General features: G+C 38.6%; 17 protein-coding genes and 3 pseudogenes. 14 read left to right on the forward strand and 6 right to left on the reverse strand.

The genetic code is table 11. The annotated features are described in order from the left end of the window. Positions 1 to 92, forward strand: a pseudogene (locus ACSC97_RS14830) (IS5/IS1182 family transposase); the annotation flags it as partial. A gap of 71 nt (positions 93 to 163) precedes the next feature. Here the strand turns inward: ACSC97_RS14830 and ACSC97_RS14835 are convergent. Continuing rightward, the gene (locus tag ACSC97_RS14835; RefSeq protein ID WP_378222020.1) at positions 164 to 1,741 is read right to left on the reverse strand and encodes a YfaP family protein; all 1,578 of its coding nucleotides are present in this window, start codon (positions 1,739 to 1,741) and stop codon (positions 164 to 166) included. A gap of 220 nt (positions 1,742 to 1,961) precedes the next feature. Here ACSC97_RS14835 and ACSC97_RS14840 point away from each other — a divergent pair. Continuing rightward, positions 1,962 to 2,280 (forward strand): annotated as a pseudogene (locus tag ACSC97_RS14840) (L-aspartate oxidase); the annotation flags it as partial. Positions 2,281 to 2,501: 221 nt separating this feature from the next. Here the strand turns inward: ACSC97_RS14840 and tmk are convergent. Genes tmk through pabC form a run of 3 tightly spaced genes read right to left on the reverse strand, consistent with a single transcriptional unit; the run spans position 2,502 to position 4,992 of the window. Further along, positions 2,502 to 3,101: a dTMP kinase gene (gene tmk / locus ACSC97_RS14845; protein WP_436661694.1), complete on the reverse strand. Its 600-nt coding sequence runs from the start codon at positions 3,099 to 3,101 to the stop codon at positions 2,502 to 2,504. Continuing rightward, a complete protein-coding gene (gene mltG / locus ACSC97_RS14850) occupies positions 3,101 to 4,177 on the reverse strand; it encodes an endolytic transglycosylase MltG (protein WP_436661696.1) in 1,077 nt (358 codons plus the stop codon). The genes tmk and mltG overlap by 1 nt, the downstream gene beginning before the upstream one ends. A gap of 2 nt (positions 4,178 to 4,179) precedes the next feature. Further along, complete coding sequence (gene pabC / locus ACSC97_RS14855; RefSeq protein ID WP_436661698.1) at positions 4,180 to 4,992, reverse strand: aminodeoxychorismate lyase; 813 nt, start codon at positions 4,990 to 4,992, stop codon at positions 4,180 to 4,182. Between the two features lie 251 nt (positions 4,993 to 5,243). Here pabC and ACSC97_RS14860 point away from each other — a divergent pair, with 251 nt between their 5' ends. The 6 genes from ACSC97_RS14860 (at position 5,244) to ACSC97_RS14885 (ending at position 10,820) form a co-directional block, all read left to right on the forward strand. Next, positions 5,244 to 6,251: a sulfate ABC transporter substrate-binding protein gene (locus tag ACSC97_RS14860; RefSeq protein WP_004913484.1), complete on the forward strand. Its 1,008-nt coding sequence runs from the start codon at positions 5,244 to 5,246 to the stop codon at positions 6,249 to 6,251. 82 nt (positions 6,252 to 6,333) lie between these two features. Further along, positions 6,334 to 6,936 carry an RBBP9/YdeN family alpha/beta hydrolase gene (locus ACSC97_RS14865; RefSeq protein ID WP_436661700.1) on the forward strand — a complete coding sequence of 201 codons (603 nt, stop codon included), beginning with the start codon at positions 6,334 to 6,336 and terminating at the stop codon, positions 6,934 to 6,936. A gap of 78 nt (positions 6,937 to 7,014) precedes the next feature. Continuing rightward, entirely contained in the window at positions 7,015 to 7,848 is an 834-nt protein-coding gene (cysT, locus tag ACSC97_RS14870) for a sulfate ABC transporter permease subunit CysT (RefSeq protein WP_004913489.1), read from the forward strand. Continuing rightward, positions 7,845 to 8,738, forward strand: a complete 894-nt coding sequence (cysW, locus tag ACSC97_RS14875) for a sulfate ABC transporter permease subunit CysW (protein ID WP_436661703.1) — start codon at positions 7,845 to 7,847, stop codon at positions 8,736 to 8,738. The genes cysT and cysW overlap by 4 nt, the downstream gene beginning before the upstream one ends. Before the next feature lie 11 nt (positions 8,739 to 8,749). After that, complete coding sequence (locus ACSC97_RS14880; protein ID WP_004953049.1) at positions 8,750 to 9,820, forward strand: sulfate/molybdate ABC transporter ATP-binding protein; 1,071 nt, start codon at positions 8,750 to 8,752, stop codon at positions 9,818 to 9,820. A 76-nt stretch (positions 9,821 to 9,896) separates the two neighbouring features. Next, positions 9,897 to 10,820 (forward strand): CysB family HTH-type transcriptional regulator, encoded by a 924-nt coding sequence (locus ACSC97_RS14885; RefSeq protein WP_436661705.1) that lies wholly within the window; start codon positions 9,897 to 9,899, stop codon positions 10,818 to 10,820. Between the two features lie 94 nt (positions 10,821 to 10,914). On the opposite strand, the gene carO is transcribed toward ACSC97_RS14885, so the two are convergent. Then, entirely contained in the window at positions 10,915 to 11,661 is a 747-nt protein-coding gene (gene carO / locus ACSC97_RS14890; protein ID WP_310523698.1) for an ornithine uptake porin CarO, read from the reverse strand. A 290-nt stretch (positions 11,662 to 11,951) separates the two neighbouring features. Here carO and dapD point away from each other — a divergent pair, with 290 nt between their 5' ends. From dapD to ACSC97_RS14920, 6 genes are all read left to right on the forward strand, one after another. Next, positions 11,952 to 12,773 carry a 2,3,4,5-tetrahydropyridine-2,6-dicarboxylate N-succinyltransferase gene (gene dapD, locus ACSC97_RS14895; protein WP_004913502.1) on the forward strand — a complete coding sequence of 274 codons (822 nt, stop codon included), beginning with the start codon at positions 11,952 to 11,954 and terminating at the stop codon, positions 12,771 to 12,773. A gap of 103 nt (positions 12,774 to 12,876) precedes the next feature. Beyond that, the gene (gene queE / locus ACSC97_RS14900) at positions 12,877 to 13,587 is read left to right on the forward strand and encodes a 7-carboxy-7-deazaguanine synthase QueE (protein ID WP_004913505.1); all 711 of its coding nucleotides are present in this window, start codon (positions 12,877 to 12,879) and stop codon (positions 13,585 to 13,587) included. A 70-nt stretch (positions 13,588 to 13,657) separates the two neighbouring features. Then, the gene (queC, locus tag ACSC97_RS14905; RefSeq protein ID WP_017397575.1) at positions 13,658 to 14,326 is read left to right on the forward strand and encodes a 7-cyano-7-deazaguanine synthase QueC; all 669 of its coding nucleotides are present in this window, start codon (positions 13,658 to 13,660) and stop codon (positions 14,324 to 14,326) included. Positions 14,327 to 14,356: 30 nt separating this feature from the next. Next, a complete protein-coding gene (locus tag ACSC97_RS14910; protein ID WP_436661709.1) occupies positions 14,357 to 14,773 on the forward strand; it encodes a hypothetical protein in 417 nt (138 codons plus the stop codon). A 90-nt stretch (positions 14,774 to 14,863) separates the two neighbouring features. Then, positions 14,864 to 15,550 carry a diphthine--ammonia ligase gene (locus tag ACSC97_RS14915; protein ID WP_125298390.1) on the forward strand — a complete coding sequence of 229 codons (687 nt, stop codon included), beginning with the start codon at positions 14,864 to 14,866 and terminating at the stop codon, positions 15,548 to 15,550. Between the two features lie 20 nt (positions 15,551 to 15,570). After that, entirely contained in the window at positions 15,571 to 16,032 is a 462-nt protein-coding gene (locus tag ACSC97_RS14920) for a peroxiredoxin (protein WP_004913517.1), read from the forward strand. Positions 16,033 to 16,082: 50 nt separating this feature from the next. On the opposite strand, the pseudogene ACSC97_RS14925 reads toward ACSC97_RS14920, so the two are convergent. Further along, positions 16,083 to 16,233 (reverse strand): annotated as a pseudogene (locus ACSC97_RS14925) (IS4 family transposase); the annotation flags it as partial.

Raw genomic sequence — 16,233 nt, forward strand, 5'->3', positions numbered from 1 at the left:
TGGCTACACGTTATCGAAATAGGCGTAAACGCATGGGTTTACGTCTGAATTTAATTGCTGCAATTTACAACATGGAGTTGGTTGAAAAATGATTTTTGCAAGAGGTCTATTCAATAAAAATGCAATATCCCGCTAACTCGTAGCGGGATATTGCGCTCATACATTATTTAGAACAATATTTAATTGCGACTGGTGTAACTGTCGGCTCAGTGTTCAACCATTGTTTAGTCGGTATTACTGTAATTGCACAATTATCAGCAACTCGAATTTTAAATGCGCTCCAATATAAACTTTCACTAGAACCTGTAATAGGTGTAAAAATTTGAGTTCCTAATGGATAGTTCAATTCAATTTTGATTGGTGAGCCAAATATCCCAGGATTCGAAGTTTCTGAATAATTATGCACAAAATAATGATACTCACCCACCATTAACTTACTTAAAGTCACGATTTCTGGGCCATAACTTTGTGTATCATCAACATCTAAATTGACGAAAGGATGTTGTAAAAGTGCGCCCTGATCTTCAAATGAAATATGACTTCCATCAGGTGCAATCATGTGAGAATCAATGTCTTCTGGTTCTTCACCCCATGATAATCTTACAGTGACGTTTTGATTCGATTCACTTAAAACTAAACATTCATTTAAGGTCGTATTGGCAGCAAGTACCGTACGCTCAACTGTATTACTGCGTAAAGTACTCGACTGACCATTAATCAACACGGTCGAATTTTGTTTTGCTTGAACACTAAATTCTCCCGTACTATTGGTTCTTGCAACGCTATAGCCAGAATAATCTTTCCCTTCTAACAAGATTTGCGCATTCGCAACCCGTTTCCCTGTCGAATCAGCCAAACAGCCTGCAACGTTCGTCGTTTGATATGGAATATCTGCATTGACTGTATTTAAGGTACTTGATGCCCCTGCATAGAAGCGGTTGCCATTTACATCTTCCTGTAAAGTTAAAGTACGGGAGCCATCTTGTAACCAATAGCCGCGGATCGGGTCAAAATAATATAATGGGATGGTCGTAGGGGCGATGCCTCGTGCCATCAATGGAATGCGAATATTTGCCAATTGATTTGCGATTAATTCAACTTTTGCACCAGTACTATCTCTTAAATCAATCACCATCGCCCCGAAACTTTCTAGTGGAGCTCTTGAGTTATTGACTTGTGTTGCCAAATCGCCTGGCATATTGCGGATATCTTGTGCAGTATTAATTAACGCGATATTGACCTTTACATCGCCTTGAATGGCTTGACCGTCCGTACGACGTAGGCTATTCGGTGGAATAACCACTTGAGCTGTACTTGTAGTCAAATTAATCGTTCCCCCTGTTACAGCTGAAACTGAACCACCTAATTGGAAAGGAATCAACTGAATTACAACACCTGTCAACTCTTGCTTATCTGTAAGATCAACTGTAATAAATTGGTCAGCATATCCAGCTTTACTAATTTTAATAACTGAGCGTCCAATACCCAGTTTTTGCAGTTGCGCTTTACCTTCGGCATTTGTATTTGCTGTAACACTGCTATTACCTACGACACTTATCTGCGCAGTAGAAATCTGCGCCCCAGTCGTATTGTCAAAAACCTGTAAAGAAACATTTGCTGATGGTGTCGGTAAAGGCTGCTCTACATCATTTTTTGCAGTGTCTTCTTCATTACATGCAGCCAGCCCTATACTGAGTGCTATTACTAATGGTAATTTTCTTAAAACATTTAAATAGTTCATTTTAATTTTCCTATTAAACTTGTAACTGTATCTAATTTTATAGTGAGAATAAAGTAAATATTGATAACTAAAATACACAATTGATTTATTGATTTTATTTTAATTTCTTAATATTTACTTATATTTTATACAATAATACCCTTTGGAATTATTGCAGCGAAATATAGCTGAAATTTATTAACGAAGGAAGAATTTTAATACAGGTTTTTAATTCACGGATATTCCAACATGGAGGGAACTACGCAGAACCTTGTGGAATTTTGCATATCAACAAGCGTTTACAGCGCGCTTTGAATCGTATTGAAATGTTAAAACGTGAAATCAACGAGTATTATCAAAATTATCGTGTCAGTAATAACTTGATTGAGTTTCGTAACCTCGTTTTGGTTTCTGAAATGATTGTACGTTGTGCGATGGAACGTAAGGAATCTCGTGGTTTGCATTACACGCTTGATTACCCAGAGCTTTCAAACGAAATTCGTAAGACCGTGTTAACCCCACCGAACTTTAAGGTGGAACAGCCATTGGTGAATGAGTGATACTTTCAAGTTTTTTGATATTCTCAAGATAACTTATAGTTATTATTTACTATCGAGGTAGGCGACATGGATGTCGCCCGTTGAGCTGCGGTATCAAGGATGTACCGTCAGCTCAACAAAGGATTTTTGTTACTTTTCATCCTTGAAAAGTAAGACATAAGAAATAAAACCAAAACATCATCCAAACTTTTCGACAATGCAGGTTGAGTATATAACCGTTTTTACTTCAAATACTGCAATGCTTCTTCAAATACAACATCCTCATTTTGTGTTGCATCCAAACGCTTGATCCGTTCAGGCTCTGCTTGCCACAAAGTCTCATAACCAGCACGTACCTTAGCAAAAAAACTTAATTTCTCTTGCTCAAAACGATCTAGGGCTCCACGCTCTCGAGCACGAGTCATGCCCAACTCAATCGGTGCATCCAACCAAAAGGTAATATTTGGCATTTTTGCCACAAAAGTTTGATTTAACAATTGCAGCTTTTCATGACTTAAACCACGCCCAGCACACTGATAAGCAAAGCTGGCATCAGTAAAACGATCACTCAACACAATTTTTCCCGCCGCTAATGCAGGTAAAATCACTTGTTGTAAATGTTGAGCTCGTGCAGCATAAATCAGTAATAGCTCTGTATCATGGCTCATTTGCTCATCATGATTTACTGCCAATAATAATGTACGAATCTGTTCTGCTAATGGTGTGCCACCAGGCTCACGGGTCAGTACAACTTCCTTACCTTGCTGTTCAAAGTACTGATGAATTTTACGAATCAGAGTGGTTTTCCCTACACCTTCCGTACCTTCAAAACTAATAAACATCATTCACCTTGATTTTTCTTTGAACGGAGTACAGACAAGTAATCTTGTACTGCACGATTATGCTCTGCTAGAGAAGCACTAAATTTATGTCCACCATTTCCTGTTGCGACGAAATAAATATTTTTTGAATCGTCTGGATGCATCGCTGCTTCAATCGCTTTTTTGCTTGGTAACGCAATTGGGGTTGGTGGTAAACCATTAATTGTATAAGTGTTATATGCGGTTGGTGTCCTTAAATCATTACGTGTGATATTACCTGTGTAACGATCCCCCATACCATAAATTACAGTTGGATCGGTTTGTAAGCGCATACCAATTTTTAAACGACGCACAAAAACACCTGAAACTTGCTCTAGCTCACGATCTAAACTGGTTTCTTTTTCAATAATTGAAGCCATAATTAATGCTTCATATTTATCTTTATAAGGAAGATTGGCTGCTTTATTCGCCCAAGCTTCATCTAAAGACTTCATTTGACGATGATATAAATCTATTAAGATTTTTCTATCAGTTTCGCCTTTGGCAAAGAAATATGTATCTGGTGCAAACAAGCCTTCAGGATGTGAATAAGGAATATCAAGTTCTTTTAATAATTGATCCTGAGGTAAATCCAATATTGTTTTAGTGACATTCGAATCTTTTTTGAGGTTGTTAATCAATTGCTTAAATGTCGTGCCTTCTATCACTAAAATTCGATTCATTTGAGCATTTTCAGCATTGGATAACATTTCCAAAACTTGACGAACACTCATACCTTGCGTGACTTCATAAACACCTGCTTTCATCGTGTCATGAATCATAAACTTTTGATAGAGTTTCAAAAGAATCGGAAAATTCACTTTATTTTCTTCAGCTAAACGGTCAATAAAACCAGAATAGGTATCTCCAGAAGAAATGACCAAAAGCTGTTTTTTGTTTTGAACAGGATAATTCTTGAATAAACTTGACCAGAAAACACCAAAGATCACAATCAAAAAAGCGATGACTGCAATGATAAAAAACTTAATAGAAAACTGAGCTTGTGATTTGGCTTTAGGCTTTTTCTTAGTCTTGCTTGGATTCGGAGGTTTCGGCATATTTAGTCAATCTGGCTAAGTTTTAAAGAATTAAATAAATCAAGATAAGGTTGCTGCTGCATTGTTCGACCTTGAAATCGAACTACAGCTTTCATCGGATGCAAAGCATTACAGAAAAATATGTTCTGGATATGCGCGATCTGATCCATTTCAATACAACGTTGTTCACATGAAATATGATTTTGTTGCATACGAGATAGAATGTGCGCACGCATTACACCGTGCACGCCATTATAGCGAAGTTCTGGAGTAATCCATTGATCATTTATACGAATAAAACAATTACTGCTTACACCTTCAACAATATACCCTTGCACGTCCGTAACTAATGCTTCTAGCCAACCTCGCTGATCTGCTTCTTGCTTCAACACAACTTGCTCTAGTCGATTCAAAGTCTTCAAACCAACCAAATGAGGCATATGCAAACCTATAGCATGATTCAGTAAACCACTTTCAATCCATTCAGGCTCTAAATGTTGCCATTGTTTAGGATAAAACCACACATATACATCGGCTGGGTGTAAAGGAAGACTGTATCCTCGATCACCTTCTCCCCGACTGATAACAACCTTCAACGTACCATTCAAGTTTTTTTCATGTTGTGACAATTGATCTAGTGCTTGTTCTATAAAAGATAAATCAGCATCCAAACTTAAATTTTTGCAAGCATAATTCAAACGAGCAATATGTAGTTCTTTTAATTCCATGCCTCCGTGCACCAATCTTGCTGTTGTAAAACACCCATCACCGTAGTGAAACGCACGATCCAATAAAGGAATTGAATCAATCAACTGCCCATTTTTATAGCATTGCATAAGTTAAAGATCCTTTAGGATACATTCATAGAAGCTATTAAGTTTAATAACTTATTGATTTTAAATAATTATAACAACTTCACTCATAAAATAAAAATTTCTTATTTATCAGTTATTCAGCATAACTTATCTCTTTTATGTATTTCTTAATTTTTCATATCAAATTCGATTTTAATTATTTTTTTTGCAAAAAAACTGCAGTTATCCTGCGTACATATTCCAAACAATGATTTAATTTTTGAGGGGTCTCCATGCGTTTATCTCAGGTCAAAGTCGGTGTAATTGCTGCATTACTTTCAGTTTCTTCTTTTGCTGCGCAAGAGTTTTTAAATGTGTCTTATGATCCAACACGTGAACTCTATACAGATTTCAATAAACAATTTGGTGCTTACTGGAAACAGCGCACAGGACAAGATATTGACTTCAAACAATCACACGGCGGCTCAGGCAAACAAGCACGTGCTGTCATTGATGGTTTAAATGCTGATGTCGTAACACTAGCACTTGCTGCTGATATTGATGAAATTGCTGAAAATGCAAAATTACTTCCAGCAGACTGGCAAAAGAAATTACCAAATAACTCTACGCCATATACATCAACGATTGTATTCCTTGTTCGAAAAGATAACCCAAAGAAAATCAAAGACTGGGGTGATTTAGTCAAACCTGGTGTTGAAATCATCACGCCAAATCCAAAGACCTCTGGTGGTGCTCGCTGGAATTATTTAGGTGCATGGGCTTGGGCAAAACATCAAAAAGGCGGCAATGACGCGAAAGCTCAAGAATTTGTGCGTCAAATTTATAAGCAAACCAAAGTTTTGGATTCGGGAGCACGCGGCGCAACAACTACATTTGCTGAACGTGGTATCGGTGATGTGTTGTTGGCTTGGGAAAATGAAGCTTTCCTTGCCGTTCGAGAGCAGCCAGGTAAATTCGAAATCATCACACCGTCTCTTTCTATTTTGGCTGAACCACCTGTTGCCGTAGTAGAAAAAAATGCTCAGAAAAAAGGTAACGCCCAAATTGCACGCGGATATTTGAATTACTTGTACTCTCCTGCTGGTCAAGAAATTGCAGCGCGTAATTTCTATCGTCCTCGCAATGCAGCCGTATTAAAGAAATACAGCAACGTATTCAAACCACTGAAACTAGTAACAATCGATAAAGAATTTGGTGGTTGGGCAAAAGTACAAAAAACCCATTTTGATAATGGTGGAATTTTCGACCAAATCGTCAAGATCAATAGCACAGGTAAATAATCCAACTAAGTCCCACTTTTTCTAAGAGGGACTTCCTCACTTTCATAAAGCAAGGTTGGGAAGGATTCTAAGGAGATTAGACATGACTCATACCGTAATTGTTCCTGGTGTAGATGGCAGCGAGGCTCAACACTGGCAGTCTTGGCTACAACAAAAACTCATGTCTAGTTCTCGTGTTCAACAGAAACACTGGGATCGTCCAGTCTTGCAAGAATGGATTGATCAGTTTGTCAAAACTGTTTCATCCGTTAATGAACCTGTTCAGATCGTTGCTCATAGTTTTGGATGCTTAACCAGTGTAGCGGCTCTCGCCGAGCACCCTGAACTAAATGTACAAGTAAAAAATTTAGTTTTGGTTGCACCCGCAAATCCAGCACGTTTTGGTGAAGCAGGTTTCGCTCGTCATAGTCTAACTGACTATAAAGCATATTTTCATGGACTCAGTATTGATGTGCCAACGACATTATTAATTAGTGAGAATGATCCATGGCTTGGTTATGTCGATGCTATACAGCTCGCAGAATCATGGAAATTAACACCAATTAATTTAGGACCTGTTGGCCACATCAATGTTGCTTCAGGGTTTGGTCCATTCCCTGAGATCCTGAATTATTTATTACCTGAAAAAAAGAGCTTACCTACCGCTCTAATGAAGGTCACAAATTTTAATATGAAATTTGCCTAGCCCCATCTTCACCGTATTTTTTGATTTTAGTTTCGTTTATTTGCTTATTTAGCAAATATTTCTCTTTGAGGAAATGTCATGTCGCAGCGTTCCCGAGTGCTGCCAGGGTTTGGTCTCTCGTTAGGCTTTACTCTCGCTTATGTATCTTTGATTGTGCTTATTCCTTTATCTGCTGTATTTATCCGATCTTTAGGAATCGGATGGGATGGTTTATGGGAAATCTTAACTTCAGAACGAATCCTAAAGTCACTGCAACTTAGTTTCAGTGCAGCATTGATTGCTGCGCTAGTGAATGTGATTTTTGGATTATTATTGGCATGGTGCTTAGTTCGCTATAGTTTTCCAGGTAAAAGAATTGTCGATGCATTAGTCGATTTACCTTTTGCCCTACCAACAGCTGTTGCAGGGATTGCACTCACTTCTTTATATGCTCCAACAGGTTGGATTGGTCAATATTTGGAACCGTTAGGGATTCAAGTTGCATATACCCCTATTGGTATTACTCTTGCCCTGATTTTTATTGGATTACCCTTTGTTGTTCGAACAGTACAACCAGTTCTCAGCGATATTGAATCTGAGTTAGAAGAAGCAGCTTCTGCACTTGGTGCAAATCGCTGGCAGACCATTACCAAAGTCATACTTCCAATTTTATTTCCAGCATTACTGACAGGCTTTGCTTTGGCATTTGCTCGTGGTGTTGGTGAATATGGCTCTGTCATCTTTATTGCAGGCAATCAACCTTATAAAACAGAGATTGCTCCCCTCATGATCATTTCTCGTTTGGAAGAATATGATTATGCAGGCGCAACAACGATCGCTGTAGTCATGCTCATTCTCTCATTTGCCATCTTATTTTTAATTAATTTAGTTCAAGCATGGGCAAGCCGTCGTACAGGGAGAGTTGCACAATGAGTTTGAATACAAACAGCAATGCTTTGGCACTCAAATTACAAGCAAGAGATGCCACTCGAGAACCGAAATGGGTTCGTTATAGTCTAATTACTGTCGCATTAATCTTTTTCTTAAGTTGCTTGGTTCTACCCCTAATTTTGGTTTTTGTCGAAGCATTTAAACAGGGTCTAGAAGTCTATGTAAACGCATTGACTGACTCAGATACGCTATCGGCTGTAAAGCTCACCTTAATCACTGCTGCGATTGCTGTACCGATTAACGTTGTATTTGGTGTTGCAGCAGCTTGGGCGGTAGCTAAGTTCCAGTTCCGTGGTAAAGCCATTTTGACCACCATTATCGACATGCCATTCTCAGTTTCACCTGTGATAGCAGGTCTAATGATTGTTTTAATTTTTGGCTCTCAAGGTTGGGTTGGCGGATGGTTAATGGATAATGACATCAAAATCCTATATGCCGTTCCAGGTATTGTTTTAGCTACTATTTTCATCACTGTTCCATTTGTTGCACGCGAACTCATTCCGCTCATGGAAGCTCAAGGTACTGAAGAAGAAGAAGCTGCAATCGTACTTGGTGCATCTGGTTGGCAAACTTTCTGGAAAGTAACACTTCCAAATATTAAATGGGGTTTGATCTATGGTGTGATTCTATGTAATGCACGTGCAATGGGTGAGTTTGGCGCGGTGTCAGTCGTTTCAGGACATATTCGTGGTGAAACGAACACGTTACCTTTACATGTAGAAATTCTATACAACGAGTATACCTTCAGTGCTGCATTTGCAGTGTCATCTTTACTGGCATTCTTAGCAATCATCACTTTGATTTTAAAAACTTGGTTAGAGATACGCCAAGACCAAAGCAACGAACATCAACATAATCCATCTAGCCACTGAGGAATGTACAAATGAGTATTCAAGTTAAAAATATTGAAAAACACTTTGGCGCATTCCACGCGCTTAAAAATATCTCTTTAGATTTTCCAGAGGGCGAGCTAGTAGCTTTACTTGGTCCATCGGGCTGCGGAAAAACAACGCTTTTGCGAATTATTGCAGGTTTAGAATCAGCCGATGGCGGACAAGTATTGCTTGAAGGTGAAGATGCAACTGACATTCATGTGCGTGAGCGACAAGTTGGTTTCGTTTTCCAACATTACGCTTTATTTCGCCACATGACCGTCTATGACAATATTGCTTTTGGTTTACGTGTTCGCCCACGTGCAACACGTCCATCAGAAGCTGAAATTAAAAAACGAGTTACGCGTTTACTTGATTTAGTTCAACTTGGCTTTTTAGCTGATCGTTACCCTGCGCAACTATCGGGCGGTCAACGTCAACGTATCGCTTTAGCACGTGCTCTAGCAGTTGAACCTCGTGTTTTATTACTGGATGAACCTTTTGGTGCTTTGGATGCTAAAGTTCGTAAAGAACTGCGTCGTTGGTTACGCACACTACATGATGAATTGCACATCACCTCTATCTTTGTAACCCATGACCAAGAGGAAGCTTTAGAAGTTGCTGATCAAATCATTGTCATGAATAAAGGGGATGTAGAACAAATTGGTTCGCCTCGTGAAGTTTATGAAAAACCAGCGACACCATTTGTATTTGATTTCTTAGGTCAAGCAAATCGTTTTGAAGGTGAACATCATGAAGGTATTATTCGTATCGGAGATGATCGCATTCAACTACCAAATCATTTGCAAGCACCGCAAGGAAAAGTCATCGCTTTTGCTCGACCAAATGAATTACATATTCATGCGCAGCCTCAACCGAATACTGTTCAAGCGACTTTTTTACGTGAAGTCTGGATTGCAGGTAGAGTGATCGCTGAATTACAAGATCGTAGTGGGCGTACTATCGAAATTTTACTAAGTGTAGAAGAAGCTAATTTGCATCAATTCAGACCAAACCAAACCGTCTGGATTAGTGCAGCTCAACTTCATTTATTTGCAGACCCAACAACGCAAGTTGCTTAAAATAATACTTGATGACGGCTAAACTACCCATATGGAACTTTAGCCGTTCCTCATCCTATATGCGGAAATAATGATTATGAACTTCCAACAACTCAGAATTATTCGAGAAACAGTTCGTCAAAACTTTAATTTAACTGAAGCTTCAGCGGCACTTTATACATCCCAATCTGGTGTCAGTAAACATATTAAAGATTTAGAAGATGAATTAGGCGTACAACTTTTTGTGCGTAAAGGTAAACGATTACTTGGTCTCACTGAACCAGGACAGTCCTTATTGAGTATTGTCGAGCGCATGTTATTTGATGCTGATAATATCAAACGCCTTGCTGACGATTTCAATAAAGTTGATGAAGGTACTTTAACAATTGCAACGACACACACCCAAGCTCGTTATGTATTACCTCCTATTGTGAATCAATTTAAGAAGCTTTTTCCTAAAGTGCATTTGGTTTTACAACAAGCAAGTCCTGTTGAAATCGCTGAAATGCTACTTCAAGGTGAAGCTGATATTGGAATTGCGACAGAATCTCTCACCACAGAGGAAAACTTAGCAAGCGTGCCTTACTATGAATGGCACCACAGTATTATTACACCTAAAGACCACCCTTTAACGAAATTAGACAACATCAGTCTCGATCTTTTAGCAGAGTATCCGTTGATTACATATCACGGAGGTTTTACAGGTCGCTCTAAAATCGATAAAGCATTTGAAGATGCACATTTGCATGCAGATATCGTAATGTCAGCGTTAGATGCCGATGTTATTAAAACCTATGTTGAACTCAATATGGGTGTCGGGATCGTCAATGATGTCGCATATGATGCCGAACGTGACTATCGTTTACAGCAAATAAAAACTCACATTTTTGGTACTAACACTACGTGGATTGCTGTAAGAAAAGGCCATTTACTACGTGGTTATGGTTATGAGTTTATCTCGCTTTGCTCACCTAAAACCGATATTAAAGCACTTAAAAAAGTCGCTTACCCTGAGGAATAAAAAATGGCTCTTTAAGAGCCATTTTTTATATCTGGAAAAAGGATCTTTAAACGAAAAAACGAGCTTTACAGCTCGTTTTTTTATCGTACATAGATTAGAACTTGTAGCTCAAACCTACTTTTGCCACTGGCATCCATTCGTATTTACCATCATTGGCAATATTGTCTTCTTCTTTAGAAACAGAAGTTGCAAGTGAGTCTTTACCAGGACCTTGCGTCGCTGTACCTGTTGAAGTCAACTGTACAGTTGGATTACCTGTATAGAATGCGCCAACTTCACCAAAAACACCTAAGTTTTTATAGATTTTTGGTGCAACACCGAAACCTAAATAAGGTGCAATATCATTTTTATATGACATTTTACCATTGATGCTTACATCACTAGTCGCAATATAATCAGTATTATTGACGTTAAATTCCTCGCCAGAACCAACACGACGTTTTAAGTCATAATCGTTATCTAAATAGGCAACACCTGCCGCGATATACATGGAATTCACAAAGTTATTTTGACTTGTGCCCCATGGGAAAATTTCTGCATTTAAATAAGTGTTATTGTTTTCCATATCAAGGTCATAAGTCGAACCATCAACTTTGATGTCATCTGACCAAGAAATATCACCACCGTTATAACCCAAGCTTAAGCCAACGTATGGATTCACACGATAAGACAATGCACCACCATAACCTGTTGTACCTACTTCAGCACGAACAGACATTGGAGCTAAGTAAGAAGGAAACGTAGAACCTGATTCCTTCACAACTTGTTCATCTGCTGCTAAAGCAGAACCTGCAATCGCTGTTAATGCACCTGCAGCTAAAATAACGCGCAAAGCTTTCATTGAAGTCTCCTCAAAAAATACTTTTATCTAAGGTATAGTTGTTACAGTAATAAAATCTTAAAAGAATGATTGATATCTTTTTATACAGAAACTGATTACTTTTTGTTATTTTTTGATACAAATTCAGAATAATTGTATATTTCAAAATAATGGATAAAAAACAATTAAATCCGAATTTATTACAATTTTATTGCTTAATTTTAAAACACTTTATTGTAACGACTTTTTTCAAAGCTTCTTGGTTCAATTTAGTGTAAAATCTTCAAAATTTTTTTGGATGAAGGAAGATCATGTCTCAGCTTTCTACGATCATTGAGCAAGCATTTGAAGACCGTGCAAATTATTCAGCTACGGACTGCCCTACAGAAATTCGTCAAGCCGTTGAAGAAGCATTAACTGGTTTAGACAACGGTACACTTCGTGTGGCTGAAAAGATTGATGGTGAGTGGGTTGTTCACCAATGGTTAAAAAAAGCAGTTTTACTTTCTTTTAAACTCAATGACAACCAGCCTATTGAAGCTTGTGATCTACAGTTTTATGACAAAGTTGCAACTAAATACTCAGGTTGGACTGAAGAGCAATTTAAAGCAGCAGGTGTACGCGTAGTTCCTCCAGCTGTTGCTCGTCGTGGTAGCTTCCAAGCTAAAAATGTGATCTTGATGCCATCTTATGTCAACATCGGTGCATATGTTGATGAAGGCACAATGGTTGATACTTGGGCAACTGTTGGTTCATGTGCGCAAATTGGTAAAAATGTACATTTATCTGGTGGTGTAGGTATTGGCGGTGTTTTAGAGCCATTACAAGCAAACCCAACGATTATTGAAGATAACTGCTTCATCGGCGCGCGTTCTGAAATTGTAGAAGGCGTAATTGTTGGTGAAGGCTCTGTAATCTCTATGGGTGTATTCATCGGTCAATCGACTAAGATCTATGATCGTGAAACTGGTGAAATTCACTATGGTCGCGTACCTGCTGGTTCAGTTGTAGTTGCGGGAAGCCTTCCTTCTAAATGTGGAACTTATAGCCTTTACGCAGCAATCATCGTGAAAAAAGTTGATGCTAAAACACGTGCTAAAACAAGTTTGAATGATTTATTACGTGCTGACTAAGATGTAATACCACGGAGCTTATACTGCTCCTCGTCTCTACGATTATCACTGATCGTAGAGACTTTTGTTTTTTAATAGCTTGCTGATTTTGTGGTAACTCTTTATGACTTCCTTACGTTCCTCTGCAATTCCTGTCTCTGATCCTGCTGCTGGTTTGCGTATCACTGAGATTTTTTATTCTTTGCAAGGCGAAGCGAATACATTTGGCTTACCCACTGTCTTCATTCGTTTAACTGGTTGCCCTCTTCGTTGCAGCTATTGTGATACCACGTACTCTTTTGAAGGTGGCGAGCGTCAATCACTTGAACATATCATTGAAACAGCAAGCCAGTTTAAAACACCTTATATATGTGTCACTGGTGGCGAACCACTTGCACAACCGAATTGTCTTGTATTACTTCAACGCTTGTGTGATCTCGGTTTTGACGTTTCGCTTGAAACAAGCGGAGCTTTAGATGTTTCTAAAGTTGATCCACGTGTTTCGAAAGTATTAGATCTAAAGACACCAACGTCTAATGAAGATCATCGTAATTTACTTACCAATCTCGACTATCTAACACAGCATGATCAGATTAAATTTGTGATCTGTAATCGTGCCGACTATGAATGGTCTAAACAACAACTGGAAAATTTCCAGTTGCAAGATAAAGTCAGTACAGTATGGTTCTCTCCTGCTTTCGCGGTAGAAAAAGGTGCTGTTGCCCTGCCTGCTCTTGCACGTGATTTAGCTCAGTGGATTTTAGATGACCATCTCCCTGTTCGCTTCCAATTACAGTTACATAAGCTGTTATGGAATGATGAATCTGGTCGCTAATGATCTTGTGACTGTCTCAAATGAGGCAAATCATCTACGAATAATTTTAGGTTGAATAATGGAAAATAATATGCGTTCTCGTGCCATCGTATTATTGTCTGGCGGTTTAGACTCGACAACATGTCTCGCTTGGGCACAAGCAAACTATGACTGTATCGCTTTAAGTTTTATGTATGGTCAGCGCTCTACAACTGAGCTTGATGCAGCTAAGGCACTTGCACAACGAGCAGGCGTTGAACATCGTGTAATTAATATCGATTTGGGGAATTTAGGCGGTTCCGCGCTTACAGATCATAACATTGATGTACCTGAACAATTACAAGAAGGTATTCCTGTAACTTATGTTCCAGCACGTAACACAATTTTTCTATCCTATGCTCTTGCAGCAGCCGAGGTATTTGACGCTGAAGCCATTGTTATTGGTGTAAATGCTGTTGATTATTCAGGATATCCAGATTGTCGCCCAGAATTTATTGACGCTTTTGCCAATCTTGCAAGACTTGCAACAAAAGCTGGTGTTGAAGGAAAACCTCTTAAAATTGAAACACCTCTGTTACATTTATCCAAAGCGAATATTATACGCTTAGGCATCGAACATGGCGTAGACTATAGCCAAACGGTATCCTGCTATCAGGCAGATGCTCAAGGACGTGCATGTGGCAAATGCGACAGTTGTCGTTTACGTCAGCAAGGTTTTATCGAAGCAGGTGTCGCGGATCCTACGCGCTATGCGGAATAAACGATATAAGGTAAAAATTAGGTACATTATATGAAGTTTTCTAAATCAAATATTATTCTTTCAACAATGATGTCAGCTGCGGCTCTTTTTGCTACAGCATCTCATGCAGCTGATAATCCATTACAAGCAGCATATAAAAGTACCAATGTAAAATCTGCATTAGTCAACGTATGTAAAGATCAAACAGCTAAAGGTGGGAAACTAAACTCTGCTGAAGTAAGTAAATTCTGTAGTTGCCAAATTGATGCACAAGGTAAAGTAACTGAAGCACAAAAATGGGAAATTCAAAGCGCAATTAATGCCAAGAAAAGCCCTAGTTCTTTAGCGTTTGTCCAACAGCAAAATAAAGATTTACAAGCTTGCTTAGGCGCCCCTTTGGTATCTAAGTTAGAAAAATTAACTGAAGAAGCAATGAAAGCTGCTCAGCAACAAGCTCCTAAAAAGTAAGCTTGTATGGTTCAGATTAAAGCCTGCATTTATGCAGGCTTTTTTTAGTTCTGTTAATATTTGAATCACCTAAAGAAATTGACTAAATTCATGCACGATCAATGGAAAACCAATGCTGAAAATCGACGATCAATCGTTTCGTTCAGTGGAGGCAAAGATAGTTCTCTCGCCTTGTACCATGCTATGCATAAAGGGACGGTGTTAGGCTTAATTGTGATGTTAGAGGAACAAGGACAACGATCACGTTCGCACGCAATGCCCCTCGATATCATTCGTGCTCAAGCTGATGCGATAGGTTTACCTGTTTATATGACTTCATCGAGTTGGTCTGATTATGAAAGTAAGTTTATTGATTTACTTCATCAGGCTAAAGCTCATGGAGCTGAAGTACTCGTTACTGGCGATCTCGACATGCCACAGCATGGCTGCTGGCACGATAAAGTCACTCAACAGGTCGGGCTCAAGTTAGGTATGCCACTTTGGTTAAGACCGCACAAACAAGTCGTTGAGGAATTTATTTCACTTGGTTTTCACAGTGTTATTGTTACTGTCAACCTCAAATTGGGGATGCGCGTTGAAGATTTAGGTAAAACACTTACTTTGGAATATATCCAAGAACTGGAAGATCGCGGCATTGATCCATGTGGCGAAGGTGGTGAATTTCACACCACAGTGATCAATGGTCCGATTTTTAACAAAGCAATTCCTATACGTCACGGTGAAATTGTTTATCATGAAGAATATGCATTTTTACCACTTGAACTAGATCAACCATAACCTTTATTGAAGGATGAGACATGTCTGAGAATATTCAATTACCTGATCAAAGCTTCCCGACAACTGAAGGTGAACTTAACCTGACACAAATCGAAAGTGAATGGTTAGTTTTATATTTTTACCCTAAAGATTCCACACCTGGCTGTACAACTCAGGCGATCGGTTTTTCATGTTTAAAAGATCAGTTTGCAGCTTTAAACTGTCAAATTATCGGTGTCTCACGTGATTCTGTTAAATCTCACCAGAACTTCACTGAAAAGCAATCACTTAATTTCAATCTGATTAGTGATCGACAAGAAATCTTATGTAAACATTTTGATGTCATTAAAGAAAAAAATATGTATGGCAAACAAGTCATGGGCATCGAACGTTCAACCTTTATTTTTCACAATAAGCAATTGGTGAAAAGCTATCGTAAAGTTAAAGCTGCAGGACATGCTGAACAAGTATTGGAAGATTTAAAAGTTTTACAATCTGCTTAATTTGCTTGCCTTCAAAAAAGCGAGTTTATACCACTGCTGTCCCACAAATATCACAAGAAGAACCTCAATTGAGGTTCTTCTTGTTTTCGCCATTTTTTATCAGGCACAAAGAGTGACCTTAAAAGTTTCCTTTCAAATAAATTGACCTGAATAATTCTCAGTAAACGCTGAACACTCCATCCTTCTTGTGCCATGTGTTTA

Source organism: Acinetobacter sp. P1(2025), from assembly GCF_051390655.1.
GTDB classification, from domain to species: domain Bacteria; phylum Pseudomonadota; class Gammaproteobacteria; order Pseudomonadales; family Moraxellaceae; genus Acinetobacter; species Acinetobacter junii.